Origin of the sequence: Clostridium sp., assembly GCF_051656525.1 — a bacterium.
Classification (GTDB): domain Bacteria; phylum Bacillota; class Clostridia; order Clostridiales; family Clostridiaceae; genus Clostridium.
The window spans coordinates 13,450-28,411 of sequence record NZ_JBOGCC010000127.1; the positions used below are offsets into that span (position 1 = coordinate 13,450).

15 protein-coding genes are annotated in these 14,962 nt (G+C 26.3%); 10 read left to right on the plus strand and 5 right to left on the minus strand.

What is annotated here, in order from left to right; all coding sequences use genetic code 11:
- Positions 1-35: 35 nt before the first annotated feature.
- The 7 genes from pulA (at position 36) to ACRDDY_RS06020 (ending at position 8,456) form a co-directional block, all read left to right on the plus strand.
- Positions 36-2,045 (plus strand): type I pullulanase, encoded by a 2,010-nt coding sequence (gene pulA / locus ACRDDY_RS05990; protein ID WP_438564063.1) that lies wholly within the window; start codon positions 36-38, stop codon positions 2,043-2,045.
- Between the two features lie 139 nt (positions 2,046-2,184).
- On the plus strand, positions 2,185-2,562 hold the full coding sequence (locus ACRDDY_RS05995) for an NUDIX hydrolase (protein ID WP_438564064.1): 378 nt from the start codon (positions 2,185-2,187) through the stop codon (positions 2,560-2,562).
- A gap of 77 nt (positions 2,563-2,639) precedes the next feature.
- Positions 2,640-3,044 carry a hypothetical protein gene (locus ACRDDY_RS06000; protein WP_438564065.1) on the plus strand — a complete coding sequence of 135 codons (405 nt, stop codon included), beginning with the start codon at positions 2,640-2,642 and terminating at the stop codon, positions 3,042-3,044.
- Between the two features lie 108 nt (positions 3,045-3,152).
- Positions 3,153-5,057 carry an ABC-F family ATP-binding cassette domain-containing protein gene (locus ACRDDY_RS06005; protein WP_438564066.1) on the plus strand — a complete coding sequence of 635 codons (1,905 nt, stop codon included), beginning with the start codon at positions 3,153-3,155 and terminating at the stop codon, positions 5,055-5,057.
- Between the two features lie 13 nt (positions 5,058-5,070).
- Positions 5,071-5,253, plus strand: a complete 183-nt coding sequence (locus ACRDDY_RS06010; protein ID WP_438564067.1) for a hypothetical protein — start codon at positions 5,071-5,073, stop codon at positions 5,251-5,253.
- 233 nt (positions 5,254-5,486) lie between these two features.
- Entirely contained in the window at positions 5,487-7,064 is a 1,578-nt protein-coding gene (locus tag ACRDDY_RS06015) for a DUF2828 family protein (protein WP_438564068.1), read from the plus strand.
- Positions 7,065-7,457: 393 nt separating this feature from the next.
- Positions 7,458-8,456: a tyrosine recombinase XerC gene (locus ACRDDY_RS06020; protein ID WP_438564069.1), complete on the plus strand. Its 999-nt coding sequence runs from the start codon at positions 7,458-7,460 to the stop codon at positions 8,454-8,456.
- 16 nt (positions 8,457-8,472) lie between these two features.
- Here the strand turns inward: ACRDDY_RS06020 and ACRDDY_RS06025 are convergent, their stop codons facing one another.
- On the minus strand, positions 8,473-9,042 hold the full coding sequence (locus tag ACRDDY_RS06025) for a hypothetical protein (RefSeq protein ID WP_438564070.1): 570 nt from the start codon (positions 9,040-9,042) through the stop codon (positions 8,473-8,475).
- 102 nt (positions 9,043-9,144) lie between these two features.
- A complete protein-coding gene (locus ACRDDY_RS06030) occupies positions 9,145-9,615 on the minus strand; it encodes a hypothetical protein (RefSeq protein ID WP_438564071.1) in 471 nt (156 codons plus the stop codon).
- Positions 9,616-9,782: 167 nt separating this feature from the next.
- On the opposite strand from ACRDDY_RS06030, the gene lexA reads away from it, so the two are divergent.
- Complete coding sequence (gene lexA, locus ACRDDY_RS06035; RefSeq protein WP_438564072.1) at positions 9,783-10,391, plus strand: transcriptional repressor LexA; 609 nt, start codon at positions 9,783-9,785, stop codon at positions 10,389-10,391.
- 33 nt (positions 10,392-10,424) lie between these two features.
- Here the strand turns inward: lexA and ACRDDY_RS06040 are convergent, their stop codons facing one another.
- Genes ACRDDY_RS06040 through ACRDDY_RS06050 form a run of 3 tightly spaced genes read right to left on the minus strand, consistent with a single transcriptional unit; the run spans position 10,425 to position 12,858 of the window.
- Positions 10,425-11,186, minus strand: coding sequence for an exodeoxyribonuclease III (locus ACRDDY_RS06040; RefSeq protein ID WP_438564073.1), 762 nt, complete (start codon positions 11,184-11,186; stop codon positions 10,425-10,427).
- A 37-nt stretch (positions 11,187-11,223) separates the two neighbouring features.
- Positions 11,224-12,579: a PFL family protein gene (locus tag ACRDDY_RS06045; protein ID WP_438564074.1), complete on the minus strand. Its 1,356-nt coding sequence runs from the start codon at positions 12,577-12,579 to the stop codon at positions 11,224-11,226.
- Between the two features lie 12 nt (positions 12,580-12,591).
- Positions 12,592-12,858, minus strand: a complete 267-nt coding sequence (locus ACRDDY_RS06050) for an ACT domain-containing protein (protein ID WP_438564075.1) — start codon at positions 12,856-12,858, stop codon at positions 12,592-12,594.
- 164 nt (positions 12,859-13,022) lie between these two features.
- On the opposite strand from ACRDDY_RS06050, the gene ACRDDY_RS06055 reads away from it, so the two are divergent.
- Both ACRDDY_RS06055 and ACRDDY_RS06060 read left to right on the plus strand, forming a co-directional pair.
- A complete protein-coding gene (locus ACRDDY_RS06055; protein ID WP_438564076.1) occupies positions 13,023-14,000 on the plus strand; it encodes a YbgA family protein in 978 nt (325 codons plus the stop codon).
- Between the two features lie 93 nt (positions 14,001-14,093).
- Positions 14,094-14,921, plus strand: a complete 828-nt coding sequence (locus ACRDDY_RS06060) for a mechanosensitive ion channel family protein (protein WP_438564077.1) — start codon at positions 14,094-14,096, stop codon at positions 14,919-14,921.
- Positions 14,922-14,962: the final 41 nt, after the last annotated feature.

The following is a 14,962-nucleotide window of genomic DNA, read 5'->3' on the forward strand; positions in this document are numbered from 1 at the left end:
TAATATAAAGCTTATGTTAAATAAGAGGTGAAAATATGAGTGATAATGTAGATGCAATACAATTATTTAGAAATAATATCTATGAATTTGAAAATAAATATTATTATCCTGGTGAACTTGGGAGCACTTATACAAAAGAAAAAACTATCTTTACTTTATGGGCTCCGTGCTCAAATAAAGTATTTCTTTTATTGTATGGAATAAAAGGAAAAAATCTTAATTATAAAGAAAGACAAATGATTGAAATGTCTTACCTAAGTAATGGTGCTTGGCAAATTGAAGTTGAAGGTGATCTTCATCTTCAATATTATAATTTTTTAGTGTTAAATGGTGAACTATCACATGAGGTTGTAGATCCTTATGCTAGATCAGTATCAGTAAATGGTTTACGCTCTCAAATAGTTGATATGGAAAGAGTAAATCCTCCAAACTTTAAAGATGATAAAATCCCACCTTTAATATCATTTCAGTCTTCAAGTATATATGAAATGCATATTAGAGATTTTACAATAGATGAAGCTTCTGGTATATCACCTAAGATACGTGGAAAATATCTTGGATTTTGTGAAGATAACACATATCTTTTAGGAACTAGTATAAAAACTGGACTTTCTCATTTAAAAGAACTCGGTATTACTCATGTTCATTTACTGCCCTTCTTTGACTTTTCATCTGTTGATGAAAGCAACTTTGGTATAAACGAATATAATTGGGGATATGACCCACAAAATTATAATGCTTTAGAAGGTTCCTATTCAATTGATCCAATAAATGGTGAATCTAGAATAACTGAATTTAAAACATTAGTTCAAACATTTCATAAAAATGGTATTAGAATTATTATGGATGTGGTCTATAATCATACTTTTAAAAGTGATGACTCTAATTTAAATAAAATAGTGCCTAAATATTATTATAGACAAGATTATTATGGTTGTTTTTCTAATGGTTCTGGTTGTGGAAATGAATTATGTTCTGAAAGAAAAATGGTTCGTAAACTTATTATAGATTCTATAATATATTTTGCTAAAGAATATCATATTGATGGCTTTAGATTTGATTTAATGGGCCTTCATGATATTGATACAATAAAATTAATTAGAGAGGAACTAAATAAAATAAATAGTTCAATTATTATATATGGTGAAGGTTGGACTGGAGGAGACACACCACTTCCTTACGAAAAACGAGCTATAAAAGATAATTTAACCGCCTTTGATAAAAAGCAGATTGCAATTTTTAGTGATGATATTAGAGATGGAATTAAAGGACATGTTTTTTATAGAAATTCTCAAGGTTTTGTAAGTGGAGCTTATGGACTAGAAGAAACTATTAAGTTTGGTGTCGTAGGTTCCGTCTATCATCCAGAAATTGATATAAATAAAGTGAATTACTCTAATCATTTTTGGGCTAATGAACCATATCAAACAATTAATTACTGCTCATCCCATGATAATTATACGTTATTTGATAAGTTGTTTCTTTCTAACTCTGAAGACGATGAAAGTGTTCGTCTTTTAATGAATAAATTAGCTGCTACAATTATTTTCACATCACAAGGAATTCCTTTTATCCAAGGAGGAGAGGAGCTACTTAGGCAAAAAAAAGATTTGAATGGTAATATTATTGAAAACAGCTATAATTCATCTGATATAATTAATAAAATTAATTGGAGTAGAAAGAAAAAATACTCTGAAGTTTTTAATATATATAAAGAGTTAATATCTATAAAAAAAGAACACCCAATCTTTAGTCTTCCAAGTAGTGACATTATTAGAAAAAGTATTACCTTTTTAAAGAATGGTATTGACTTTAAATCTAATAATTTAATTGCTTTTAGAATTAGTGGTTCTTTTGTAGAAGATACTTGGAAAGAAGTAATTGTAATTTATAATGCAAATAGAGAGTATATAAATGTTTCACTTCCTAAAGGCGAGTGGACTTTAGTTTTTAATAGCCATATTTCTAATTCAAGTAATACTAATTTTATTACTAATATATTTAATTGTGCTGAAATAGGTGGTTATATTTTAGCAAAATTTTAATACAATTTATTTTTGTATTAATTATTAAATATTAAATTTACTATTAATCTCTTATTTTTATACAAAAAAGAAGGAATTTAAGTTTTTTTATCGAAATAATATAATGAATTTATTTGTATTTATATAAGGGGGAATTGGTATGGAAAATATTAATGGGTGTTATGTTTTATTAAAGGATGATTTTGGGAATATTTTATTAGTTCAAAAAGGGAAAAAGAAGAATCCAGGTAAATGGCAATTAGTTGGAAGAAATAAAAAAGGAAAAGAATCAAATGATAAATGTATAAATAACTCTATAAAAGAGGATTTAAATACATTAATTTTTGACTTAGAGGAATACAAATCTTTTAATATTTCAGAAACCGATAACATATTAGTTTTTACAGGAAAGATAAAGGATTTTATGAATCATGGAAAAAATGTTGTGACTAGTGAATGGATTAGTAAATCTAAATTTGAAACATTAGATACTGATGAAATTACTTCTGTAATTCTAAAAGATTTTTTCACGATTTAATAATTTAATTAAGTGTTTCATGGTTATCTGGAACACTTAATTTTAAATGTAAATTTATATTTTAAGGAAGAAGCTTTATGATTAGAATAAAAATTGAAAAAAATAGATTTGATGAACCAATTTTTAAAATTTCTATACAAGATGAAGAGTTATTAAATAATAGAATTTTAAAAAGGGTACTTTATGAATCAACTCCTTTAAAGGGATTATACAATTACAAACTACCTATGAGATTTTTTTATCCTGTTGTAAATAATTTAAATAAAGAAACTTTATATATTGATACACGTTCAAATTTGAAGTTTTTAGAATTTACAGATGATTTTGATGAAGAATTTCATTATTCAATCTGTGCTAATGCTAAGTATATGAAAAAGTGGCGAGAATTTAATTGTCCTAATATATTTGTAATAGAAATTAATCCAATAGATAAAAGTATTTCTAAACGAATTGCTTTCAAAAAAATTGGTATGGTTATTTAAAAAAGTAGTATTATTAAAGAAAAGTAGTTTTTATGCTACTTTTCTTTAATTTTATCTATAAATTTGTTAAAATTATTATAGTATAAATTAAAACTTAAGGAGTAAGGAATGAATTTATTAACATTAGAAAATATAAATAAGAACTATAGTGAAAAAATCCTTCTAAAAGATGTTTCTCTTGGAATTAATACAGGTGATAAAATTGGATTAATTGGTATAAATGGAGCAGGAAAATCAACATTTTTAAAAATTATTGCAGGATTAGATGAATTTTTTGACGGTTCAAGAATTGTCGGTAAAAATATTACAATAGAATATTTAAGTCAAAATGAAAAAACAGAAGAAAATTTAACCGTTTTAGAGCAAATTTTTAAAAGTGATACACGAGAATTTAAAATTTTAATGGAATATGAAACTCTTGTTAATGATATAGAAGTAGGCATTTCTACAAATCATACAAAGCTATTATCATTACAAACTGAAATAGATAATTTAAATCTTTGGGACTTAGAAACAGAGGCTAAAAATATTTTAAATAAACTTGGAATTATTAACTATAATCAAAAAATGAATGAGTTATCTGGTGGCCAACGAAAAAGAGTTTTTCTTGCTGCAGCACTTATCAAACCATGTGATTTATTAATACTAGATGAGCCTACAAATCATTTGGATTCTAAATCTATAGAATGGCTTGAGGAATATTTAAACAAGCGTAAAGGTGCCCTTTTAATGATTACACACGATAGATATTTCCTAGATAGAGTTTCAAATAGAATTATTGAATTAGATCGTGGTACTCTTTATTCTTATGAAGGAAATTATACTAAATATCTCGATAAAAAAATTGAACGTCTTGAAATGGAAAAAACATTAGAAACTAAAAGACAGTCTTTAATTAGAACAGAACTTAAATGGATTAAACGTGGTGCAAAAGCTAGAACTACAAAGCAAAAAGCTAGAATTCAAAGATTTGAAGAACTTGTATCTAAAGACTATACTGAAGTAAATACAGATATAGAGATAAATTATATCGGAAGTAGATTAGGTAAAAAAATAATTGAAATTGAAGGTATTTCTAAATCTTTTGATGATAAAATTTTAATAAAAAACTTTTCTTATATATTCACAAAAGAAGATAGAATAGGGATTATTGGTGATAACGGAGTGGGAAAGAGTACTTTTCTTTCTTTACTAGAAGATAGTTCAAATGCAGATGCTGGAACAATTACTGTTGGTGAAACAGTAAAAATAGGAACTTTTTCTCAAGAAGGAAAAGAACTTGATCCAAATATGAGAGTTATTGATTTTGTAAAAGAAGGAGGAGAGTACATTCCAACTAGTGATGGCAGTAAAATATCTGCATCTACATTAAGTGAAAGATTTTTATTTGATTCAACTCTTCAATACAGTAAAATCGAAAAATTATCTGGTGGAGAAAAACGAAGATTACAATTATTACGTGTTCTTATGGAAAATCCAAACTTTTTAATTTTAGATGAACCTACAAATGATTTAGATATTGAAACATTAAAAATTCTTGAAAACTTTATAGATGAATATAATGGTGTTATTATAGTTGTATCCCATGATAGATATTTCCTAGATAGAATTTGTAATAAAATATTTTATTTTGATGGAAAGGGAAATATTCAAATTTATCATGGTAATCATAGTGATTATTTAATGAACAGAAAAATTGAAATAGAAGAGAAACCACTTGAAACAGCATCGCCTAAAAAAGAAAAATTAAAATCAACGTCTAAAGCTCCTAAATTTTCATTTAATGAAAAGAAAGAGTTTGAAGAAATAGATTCAATAATTGCTAAACTTGAAGAAAAGCTTGAAAACATTGAGGTTGAAATAGAAAATAATTCGACTAATTATTCTAAACTTCAAGAATTAGTTGAAAGTAAAGAAGAGCTTGAACTTGAAATACTTGAAAAATATGAAAGACAAGAGTACTTATTTAACCTAGCTAAAGAAATTGAAGATTGGAAAAAAAATAAAAACTAAGAGGTGTTTAAATTTGAAAATTAAAATAGCATTAAAAGGTGTTAGAGAACATCGTATTATCGAAGCTGAAAAGATTGAAATTTTAGACCTTTCACTAGAAGGAACTAATTATAAACAAATTAGAATTTATAAAAAGGGAAGTTCTAAATCTGAATATATAAAATCAGATTTAATCCAATTTATAAAAGAAATTTAAGTAGGAGACAGAATTAATTTTCTGTTTCTTTTTTATTTCTTTTGAATATTTTTCTTTAAATTAGAATATGTATATATAAATAATAGAGATGTATATGCACATTATTTTAATTATTGGCATCTCGTAAATTTAAAAGACGTAAGTAATTGCAAAGATTCTTTAAAACAACGTCTTGTTAAATCTCTGATAGCAATTTTAGTTATCAGAGATTTTTATAAAAAGGAGGAATTAATTTGAGATTTTTAAATAAAGTTAAAGGTTTCTTAAATGAGGATAATGATTATTTAAATGGATTTGATCCTAAATTGGATGAATTTGATTACACAGTTGAAGGTGACTTTTTATTTGATAACGAAAAATATCAAACTATGTTTTTTTATAATCACTTATTAAGTATTTCATATAATAAAGCTCCTATAAACATAGATTTTGCAATAGCAGCATTAGAAGAAGATAAAGATTATTTCTTTAAATTATTATCTTATCTTAGGGATAGAGAAGGGCTTAAAAACAAATTTGCATTTAGATATATTATTAATAAATTATCTAATTTATATCCAAATGAATTTAAATCATATGCGAAATTTATCCCTAAATACGGAAGATATGATGATTTGTATGAGTTTTTTTATACAGAAGTTGAGGATACAGTTATTTCTTTATTTCAACGTCAACTTACTCATGACATCAATTCAGAATATCCAAGCAATCTAGCAAAATGGCTAAAATCCACTAATGCATCAAATGAAAAAAATAATCTTCTAGGAAAGAGAACAGCAAAACTACTATCCATGGATTATAAAACTTATAGAAAAACATTAGTATCTTTACGAAAAAAATTAAATGTTGTTGAATCATTTATGAGCACTAATCAATGGCATAATATTAAATATGGCTCCTTAACACAAAATAATATAAAAAAATATTCCAACTCATTCCTTAAACATGATTCTATAAGATTTAAAGAATATATCAATTTAAGTACATCAAAGAAAAATAGAAATTTTATTTTAGAGAAATCTAATAAATTTATGCAAAAATATGATTATTTAAATTTATTAACTGAGCATTTAGAAAGTAATAGTGATATAAATACTTATTCAAAAGCAATTAATTTTTTCTATAGAAATTTAAATGTAGAAAAAGATACTTGGCTTCCTATAATCTTATTAGATAAGGAAAATGCATCAGAACCAAATAAAAAGTTTTTAGAGCAAATGTTTCTCTCAGTCTTTTTTTTATGCACCAACTCTGACTATTATAAAAACTATGCAATTAAAAGTAGCGGAAGTACAATTTTAAAAAGATTTACTAGTTCAGATCTTAACGATATATTTAGCTTAATTAAAAATATCTCTTTTTCTAAAAGTATATCCATCGAGAGTGTATTTGACCTTCTTTTACTTTCGTACGTAAAAAAACGTAATCAGAATATTATTCCACCAACCGGAGTTGTTTTTTCCCTAGAGAATCTAGACTCAATCTCAGAATTAAGTTGTGAGAACATATGTTCTAACACCGATAAAATAGCACTTTTATATAAATCAATCTCTAAGAAATGGCTTGATTTCGGCATTTCTGCTCCAAAATTAAAAATTTGGATTAATGAAGAAAATTATAATCCTATAATTTTTGAATCTGATGATAAAAAGATTATAATTATTAGAGGTAGTGGAGATAAAGTTTTCAAAACAGTAGTGAATTCAAATATTAAAGATGTAAATAATATAACTCACACAGAATTAAAAGAGGATTTAATTGAAATCCTCAGTAATAAACGCTATGATTTTGGAGATACTTTTCAAATATAAAGAACTGTTTTTCATAAAATCCTATATTATTTCGCTAAATTGTTATTTAGCGAAATAATATATGGTGAAATATACAAGTTTTTCATCTAATTATCTAATTTGATTTCTCTTATATTATTCTAAATATTTTTATCTTTTTTCTCCTCCTAGTTTATATCTCATTTAGAAAATAAATTCAAAAAAAGTTTTTAGCGCTTCTAGTTTTATCTAATCTTAATAATTCTTAAAAAAATATTTATTTTAAAAATGATAATGAATTTAAAATACTTTTTATGAAAAATTTGTATTTTAAAAGTCAGATAAAGTCAAACTAATTTCATATAATATCCTTTAGTAAAAAAATATGATAGAATATATTTATAAACTATATTTACATGATAAGGAGTTTTTATTTTGATTTATGATTTTACTGACTTAAAGAAAAAAGAAGAGCTTTCCCCCATAATAATAGATTTTTTAACTTATTTAGAAACAATTAAAGGTAAATCAATTAATACAATTGATGCTTATAAAATAGATTTAACTATGTTCTTTAGATTTTTAAAAATTTATCGTGAAGAAATTTCAGATGTAGAATTTTCATTAATTCCAATTAATGATATTGATGCAGAATTTATAAAAAAAGTAAAACTTTCTGAATTGTATGCTTTTATGAGCTTCCTAGAACGATATAGAAATAACAGTTCTTATGCTCGTGCAAGAAAAGTTGCAACTCTTAAATCTTTTTTTAAATATTTACAAAACAAAGCGAAAATTATTGAAGAAAATCCTACTCTAGAATTAGAGTCACCTAAAATAAATAAACGTCATCCAGTTTATTTGGATTTAGAACAAAGCATAATATTATTAAATTCACTTGATAAAACTCATAAGAATTATAAGCGTGATTTTTGTATTATAACTTTCTTCCTCAATTGTGGTATGCGTTTATCAGAACTTTGTAATATTCGTTTAGATACAATCAAAGAGGATACATTAACCATTATTGGAAAAGGTAATAAAGAAAGAACTGTATATTTAAATGCTGCTTGTTTAGATGCATTAAATGAATACTTAAAAGTAAGAGATTCTTCTAAATGTACACTAGAAGAAAAAGATTATCTTTTTCTATCTAATCGTAATAAAAGAATTAATAAACGTACTGTAGAAATAATGGTTAAAAATGCTACAAAATCCGCTGGATTAAATGATCAAAAATATACACCACACAAGCTTAGACATACAGCTGCAACTTTAATGTATAAACATGGTGAAGTTGATATTCGTGCACTTCAAAGTATTTTAGGCCATGAAAGTATTTCTACAACACAAATCTATACTCATGTAGATGATGACACCTTAAGGCAAGCTGTAAAAAGTAATCCGTTAGGAAATATAAAAAGCAAGGATTAGGTCCTTGCTTTTTATATTATTGAACTTGTTTTCCAAAAATTTGATTTAAAGCAGTTAATATATTAACATCACTTCCGTCATACACTACAAATACTCTTCCCTTTTCAAATAAATGAAAATTCAACGTCCAGTTACCTGCATTCTGACTAACAATATACCCCTTTTCATTTATTGTATTATAGTCATTTTGCATCTTCTGTTTATCTCCTATTCCATACTGATATATTGAAATATATCCACCATTTAATTGTACTAATTCTTGTGGTACTGAAAAGAAGTTATCATAGGGTTTTTCTGTAGCTGTTATTTTCTTTGCATCAAAACCTTTTTTATTAAGTTCACTTATTACATAGTTAGAATCAAAGCCTATATCCTCTGATGTAAATTGTTGTATATTTTTATTTTTTGATTTAGAAGCTTCACTCTTATTTTGAATATCTTTCTTAGAATTATCAACTCCTTGATTTACATTGTTCTGGATACCATCAACTTGCTTCTTAGCATCATCACAACTAGCTAAACTCCCCACTATAAAAATAATTATCACTATTAATCCACTAAAAATTTTCTTTTTCCTTTTAAACATTTAACAAAAACTCCTTTGCTATAAATTTATAGTTAGTTTTTGCTTAAATATTCTTTTTATGCATATATAAGTATAAAAAAAGAAATAAGCCGTTAATATGGCTTATTTCTTTTTCAATTTTCTCAATCCTGGGAAAACCTCTTCTGTTTCATCTTCTAAATCAGCTTCTGTTAAATCTAAATCTTCTAAATAAATTATTTCATCATCAAAAGAATCACTTTCATTCGAATCTTCTAGGATATATTTAACATCTTCTGATAAGTTTTCATTTAAATTAGCATATGTTTCTAATAATACTTTTTCTATTTCAGATCTCTTCATATTAGGATCTATTTTTTGAGCTTTAATTATAAGTTCTTCTAAATTAGGAATATCTACCTCTTCTTTAATATCAATAATTTCATCTAAATCAGATTCTATTATTGCATTCTCATCAACATTCTTAGAAATTTCCTCTATTTTTATTGCATGTAAATCTGCGTCACTTAAATTTAAACAAGCACCACAATTGTCACATATTTTGTTGGGATCTAAAAAATCACAAAATTCATCAACTATAAAAGCTTTTGTCATGATTAACACCTACCCTCAAATTAAATTAGACTTCCATTATAACAAACTTTATATATCCTAGCAATCTTTTGTCTTATTTTGTCTTCTTTTATCTAAAAAGAACGTAAGTTTGATTAGATTATTTCTATATGCTATAATGAATTAAATAAATTAAGATGAGGTGTAAAATGGTAAATTTAAAAGAAAAACAAGGTCAAATTTATGAATTTTTAAAAACTTATACCGAAAATAAAGGATACCCTCCATCAGTTAGAGAAATTTGTGAAGCTGTAGGTTTAAAATCTACATCAACTGTTCATGGGCATCTAAAACGTTTAGAAAAAAAAGGATTAATTAGAAGAGATCCAACTAAGCCTCGTGCACTAGAAATTCTTGAGCTTGCAAGTGAAAAACCTGAAATGATTTCTATTCCTATAATAGGAAATATTACAGCAGGACTTCCAATCTTAGCTTCTGAAAATATTGAAGATACTTTTATTCTACCTTTAAACTTTGTAAAACATGATAATGAACTTTTCATATTAAAAGTTAAAGGTAATAGCATGATTAATGCTGGAATTCACGATGGTGATCTTGCAATTATAGAGCAAAAATCTACTGCTTCAAACGGTGAAATTGTAGTTGCACTTATTGATGATGAAGCTACTATTAAACGATTCTTTATTGAACCAGAACATATAAGGCTTCAACCTGAAAACGACTCAATGAATCCAATAATAGTAGATAATTGTTTAATTTTAGGTAAATTAGTTGGTATATATAGAGACTATAGATAAAGCTATTCCAAAAGGAATAGCTTTTCATATACTCTATATATTTCTAAATAATAATTCTACTGGACAATGATCCGATCCTAATATTTCTGAATGAATACTTGCATCAACCACATTATCCTTTAAACTATTTGATATTATAAAATAATCAATTCTCCACCCAGCATTATTTTTTCTAGCATTAAATCTATATGACCACCATGAATATGCGCCCTCTTTAGTTGGATATTTAAGTCTAAATGTATCAATAAATCCTGCATCTAGAAATTCATTAAACTTTCCTCTTTCTTGTGGACTAAATCCTGCATTTTTCATATTTGCTTTTGGATTTTTTAAGTCTATTTCATTATGTGCAACATTTAAATCTCCGCATACAATAACAGGTTTAAATTTTTCTAATTCTTTTAGATATAATCTAAATGCATCTTCCCATGTCATTCTATAATCAATTCTTGCAAGTTCTGCTTTAGAATTTGGTGTATATACTGTAATAAAGAAGTAGTTTTCAAATTCTAATGTAATAACTCTCCCCTCTGTATCATGCTCTTCAATCCCTAAACCGTACTTAACAGAAATAGGCTTTTCTTTTGTAAATATTGCTGTTCCAGAATAACCTTTTCTAAATGCATAGTTCCAATACATATCATATCCGGGTAAATCTAAATCTATTTGCCCTTCTTGAAGTTTAGTCTCTTGAAGTGCAAATATATCAGCATCTACTTCATTAAAATAATCTAAAAATCCTTTTTTAGCACATGCTCTTAATCCATTAACATTCCATGATATAAATTTTTTCATTTTTATTTCCTCGTTTCTTTAATATCTTTTGTTATTTCTAATTTTTAAAAGAATGAATTGGTGCTGGAATTCTTCCACCTCTACTTATAAAAATTTCTGATGAATATTTATTTACTGGCATAACTGGTGCTCTTCCAAGTAATCCACCAAATTCAACCATATCTCCAACTTTGCATCCTGAAGCTGGGATAATTCTAACTGCTGTAGTTTTATTATTTATCATTCCTATAGCAGCTTCATCAGCAATCATAGCAGATATAGTACTTGCAGATACATCTCCTGGAACTGCAATCATATCAAGTCCTACAGAACAAATAGCAGTCATAGCTTCAAGTTTTTCTAAATTTAATGAACCATTAAGTACAGCATCTATCATTCCAGCATCTTCAGATACAGGTATAAATGCTCCACTTAACCCTCCAACATGTCCACAGGCCATAACTCCACCCTTTTTAACTGCATCATTTAAAAGAGCAAGTGCTGCTGTAGTTCCATGTGTCCCTACTACCTCTAGTCCCATTTCTTCTAATATATGTGCAACTGAATCTCCAATAGCTGGTGTTGGTGCTAATGATAAATCTACTATTCCAAAAGGAACATTTAATCTTTTAGATGCTTCATTCCCAACTAACTGCCCCATTCTTGTAATTTTGAATGATGTCTTTTTAATAGTCTCTGCTACCACATCAAATGATTGACCTTTTACCTTTTCAAGTGCTCTTTGTACTACACCAGGTCCTGATACACCCACATTAATTACTATATCCTCTTCTCCTACACCATGAAAAGCCCCTGCCATAAAAGGATTATCTTCTACTGCATTTGAAAAAACAACTAACTTAGCACATCCAAACCCTTTTTTATCTGCTGTAAGAACAGATGTTCTTTTTATAATTTCACCCATTTCTTTTATAGCATCCATATTTAATCCTGCTTTACTTGAACCTATATTAACAGATGAACAAACTTTATTTGTACATGCTAAAGCTTCAGGAATTGATTTTATTAATATTCTGTCTCCTTTTGTATACCCTTTATGAACTAATGCTGAAAATCCTCCTAAAAAATCTATTCCTAATTCTTCAGCTGCTTTATCTAAAGTTTTAGCAAATTCTACATAACTAGTATCACTAGTTGCCCCTGCAATTAATGATATTGGTGTTACAGATACTCTTTTATTTACAATAGGAATTCCAAATTCATTTTCTATTTCATTTCCTACTTTTACTAAGTTTTCTGCGGACTTTGTTATTTTATCATAAATTCTTTGCCTAGCTCTAGTCCCATCACTATCTATACAATCTAAAAGTGATATTCCCATTGTAATTGTTCTTATATCTAATTTTTCTTCCTCTATCATTTTTATGGTTTCTATAATATTGTTACTATTCATAATATATCTCCTTTAAATTGTATGCATTGAATTAAAGATTTCTTCTCTTTGAATTTTAACATCTACACCTAGGACTTTTCCTTTTTTAATAAGAGATGTTTTTGCTTTTTCAAATCCATTTGTATCTTTTAATTCTACCATCATCATCATTGTAAAATTTGAACCCATTATTGTTTGGTTAACATCTAAGATGTTTATATTTAAATTTTCTAATTCTGTACTTATCCCGGCAATTATTCCTACTTTATCTTTTCCGATTACTGTTAATATAGCTTTCATTTTCACTCCTCCTAAAAATAAGTTTTTCTTAAATTTTATTTCTTTTTACTTATTTTGTCAATGTTTTATAGCTTTTGATATATTAAATAATATTTTCTTTAAAGTATAAATATTATTGCTTTTGTAAACTATATTATTAAGAATATTTAAAAGGAGTTGTATTTATGAATAACTGGATAAAACCTAAAATTATAATTAGTAAATGTTTAAACAACACACCTTGCAGATATAATGGTGAGTCTTGTAATAATAAAATAGTTACAAAACTATCACCTTTTATAGATTTTATAGATATTTGTCCTGAACAAGAGATTGGGCTAAGTACGCCTAGAAATCCTATTCGATTAGTTCAAAAAAATAAAAAAACATTACTTATTGATACTAAAACATTTAAAGATTATACATCTTTAATGACTGAATTTTCTAATGATCATTATAATATTCTACAAGATGTACGACCTCAAGGATTTATATTAAAAGCCAAGTCTCCAAGTTGTGCTATTCATGATGCAAATGTTTATGCAGACAGTTTAAAGGGTTCACCTGTTTTATCTAAATCTAGCGGACTATATGGTGCTTTTATAAAATCAAAATTTTATAATATTCCAATTGAAGATGATGGAAGATTAAGCAACTTTGTTATTAGAGATCGATTTCTTACAAAAATTTTTACTTTATCATATTTTTATAGTTTGAAGAATAAAAATGATTTAAATTTACTCTTATTATTTCATAAGAAAAACACACTTTTATTCATATCATATAATAAAAATCTAGCTGATTATATGAGAAATATTCTTAATGATTCTACTACTGATTTTAAAAATATTTTCTTATTATATGAGTCAGCCTTATTAGACTTATTTGCTACTCCCCCTAAACATACTTCTATGATAGATGCTTTTCTTTATGCTTATGTACATTTTTCAGATATGCTTCGAACTGATGAAAAAAAATATTTCTTTGAGCTTATTGAAAAATATAATTTAGGTGAATGTCCTCATTCTATAATTATACATACACTAAAAGGATATGCTATTCGTTTTTATAATGATTCTATATTAGAACAAAGCCTATTAACACCATACCCAGAAGAACTTATGGATTTTTCAGATTCTGGAAAAGGTATTGTTAGAAAATAATGTATATTGTTAATTTTAATTTAAATTCAAGTTAATATTTCTCTTTTTAAAGTATAATATTTATTGTACATTTTAAAATGGGGGATTAAGCTAATGAAAACTTTTGATTTAGACAAATTGACTACATCCTTTATTCACTGGGCTATTACTAGTGGAATTAAACTTTTAATTAGTATTGTTGTACTGTTTTTAGGATGGAAACTTATAAGTACAGGATTAAAAAGACTAAATATATTTTTAAAAAAGAAAAATGTAGACCCAACGCTAACTGGTTTCTTTCATGCTTTTGCAGATATCGCATTAAAGATTTTACTTGTCATTTGTGTTATATCCTATCTAGGTGTTCAAACTTCAAGTTTTGCAGCAGTAATAGCTTCTGCAGGATTAGCAGTCGGACTAGCACTTCAAGGAAGTCTTTCAAACTTTGCTGGTGGCGTTATAATACTTCTTTTAAGACCATTTAATGTAGGTGATGTTATTGAAGCCTCTACTAAAAGTGGAACAGTTGAACAGATAGGTATTTTCTATACACATATTGTATCTGCTGATAATAAAGAAATAATGATTCCTAATGGTAGTTTAGTTAATGGAACTATTATAAACTATTCATCTAAGGATTTAAGAAGAGTAGATTTAACTTTTGGTGTTGGATACAATGATGATATTTTAAAAGTAAAAAATATTTTACATGAAATAATTTTGAAACATCCATTAATTCTTAAAGAACCAGAACCATTTATTGCTTTATCAGAACAAGCTGCAAGCTCTCTTAATTTTGTAGTTCGTGCTTGGTGTAAAAATGAAAATTACTGGACAATTTACTATGATTTATTAGAAGAATCTAAATTAAGATTTGATGAAGAGGGAATTTCTATTCCTTATCCTCAAATGGATATTCATGTTGATCAAATTAAAGAATAATAATAAAGCCAATGAAAATATTAAATTTTCATTGGCTTTTA

Bases quoted from the DNA above. Each gene is read 5' to 3' on its own strand.
- pulA (WP_438564063.1), top strand. From the start codon at position 36: ATGAGTGATAATGTAGATGCAATACAATTATTTAGAAATAATATCTAT.
- ACRDDY_RS05995 (WP_438564064.1), top strand. From the start codon at position 2,185: ATGGAAAATATTAATGGGTGTTATGTTTTATTAAAGGATGATTTTGGG.
- ACRDDY_RS06000 (WP_438564065.1), top strand. From the start codon at position 2,640: ATGATTAGAATAAAAATTGAAAAAAATAGATTTGATGAACCAATTTTT.
- ACRDDY_RS06005 (WP_438564066.1), top strand. From the start codon at position 3,153: ATGAATTTATTAACATTAGAAAATATAAATAAGAACTATAGTGAAAAA.
- ACRDDY_RS06025 (WP_438564070.1), bottom strand. From the start codon at position 9,042: ATGTTTAAAAGGAAAAAGAAAATTTTTAGTGGATTAATAGTGATAATT.
- ACRDDY_RS06030 (WP_438564071.1), bottom strand. From the start codon at position 9,615: ATGACAAAAGCTTTTATAGTTGATGAATTTTGTGATTTTTTAGATCCC.
- lexA (WP_438564072.1), top strand. From the start codon at position 9,783: ATGGTAAATTTAAAAGAAAAACAAGGTCAAATTTATGAATTTTTAAAA.
- ACRDDY_RS06040 (WP_438564073.1), bottom strand. From the start codon at position 11,186: ATGAAAAAATTTATATCATGGAATGTTAATGGATTAAGAGCATGTGCT.
- ACRDDY_RS06045 (WP_438564074.1), bottom strand. From the start codon at position 12,579: ATGAATAGTAACAATATTATAGAAACCATAAAAATGATAGAGGAAGAA.
- ACRDDY_RS06050 (WP_438564075.1), bottom strand. From the start codon at position 12,858: ATGAAAGCTATATTAACAGTAATCGGAAAAGATAAAGTAGGAATAATT.
- ACRDDY_RS06055 (WP_438564076.1), top strand. From the start codon at position 13,023: ATGAATAACTGGATAAAACCTAAAATTATAATTAGTAAATGTTTAAAC.
- ACRDDY_RS06060 (WP_438564077.1), top strand. From the start codon at position 14,094: ATGAAAACTTTTGATTTAGACAAATTGACTACATCCTTTATTCACTGG.